The sequence below is a fragment of the Pseudomonas reactans genome (assembly GCF_013387025.1).
Lineage (GTDB): Bacteria > Pseudomonadota > Gammaproteobacteria > Pseudomonadales > Pseudomonadaceae > Aquipseudomonas > Aquipseudomonas reactans.
In genome coordinates, this window is record NZ_JACAQP010000025.1 from 721 (window position 1) to 2,011 (window position 1,291).

General features: G+C 57.5%; 1 pseudogene. It reads left to right on the plus strand.

Going from position 1 to position 1,291, the window contains the following annotated elements:
- Positions 1–1,291: pseudogene (locus HX793_RS31385) on the plus strand (type IV secretion protein Rhs); the annotation flags it as partial.

Sequence of the window (1,291 nt, forward strand, 5' to 3'; positions counted from 1 at the left end):
GGGCTGGGGTTTGGTTGGAGTCACTCGCTGGCGCATCGGTTGAGTGTTTCCGGGGATTCGGTGGTGTGGACCGATCATGAGAATCGCTCGACTACCCTGCCCTTGCCCACGGTTTCTCGGCCTGCGATCACCAATAGTCTGGCGGAAGCGGCGATCTACTTGGGGTCGTTGCCCGATGAGTTAGTCCTGTCTCAAGGGTCGCGCTTCTACCACTTCCGCGACGGTGTGCTGACGGCGATCAGCGATGCGTATGACAACCGGTTGCGCATTTCTCGCAATTACCTGGGGCAGATTGAGCGGCTGGATAACAGTGTCGGGCGCTCTTTGTTCTTGCGCTATGCGTCGGGCCGCATTGTGGCGGTGGATTACCAGATTGAGCGGGCGGTGGATGACGGTCCGTTTGTTTGGGTGACAGAGCAGAACGTTGTTTCCTACGCCTATGACAATTTTGGACGACTGGTTTCCGCGACCAATGCGGTAGGCGAAAGTGAGGTTTATCGGTACGACGAGCAGCACGTCATTCTTGAGCGTGGTTTGGCCGGTGGGGCGAGTTTCTTTTGGGAGTGGGAAAGGTCTGGTAAGGCGGCGCGATGTGTCCGGCATTGGGCCAGTTTTTCGCAGATGGACACGCGGTATGCCTGGGACGATAACGGCCAGGTCACGGTGTTTAACGCCGATGGCAGTCAGGAAGTCTACGTGCATGACCAGCGGGCGCGGCTGGTGCAGCGAGTGGATCCGGACGGGGCCGAGCACTTCAAGTCCTACGATGACAAAGGCCGGCTGACGGTTGAGCAAGCTCCGTTGGGGGCGATCACGGCCTACCAGTACGACGAAGCTGGGCGTTTGGTGGCGGTGTTTCCTGGGGATGATGAGCCGACGACCTACGAGCATGACAATGGGTTCGTACGGGTTGTGCGGCGTGGTGAAGCGGTTTGGAAGTATGAGCGTAATGACCAGGGCGACGTTACGCGTAGGACCGGTCCTGACGGCCATTCGACTGAGTACAGCTACAACAAACGCGGGCAACTGACGCAGGTTTGGTATCCCGATCACAGCTGTCATCGGCTGGTCTGGAATGAACGGGGTCAGTTGCTTGAGAAGCAGTTGCCGAATGGCGGAGTCAAGCGTTATCGCTATGACGATCTCGGGCGAAAAATCAGCCAGGAAGACGAGCACGGCGCGCTCACGCAATTTGAATGGAGCAGCGTTGGGCAATTAGTCCAAATCGTCTTGCCGAGCGGTGATACGCGTAAATATACCTACAACGCTTACGGAAAAATCACCTCCGAAC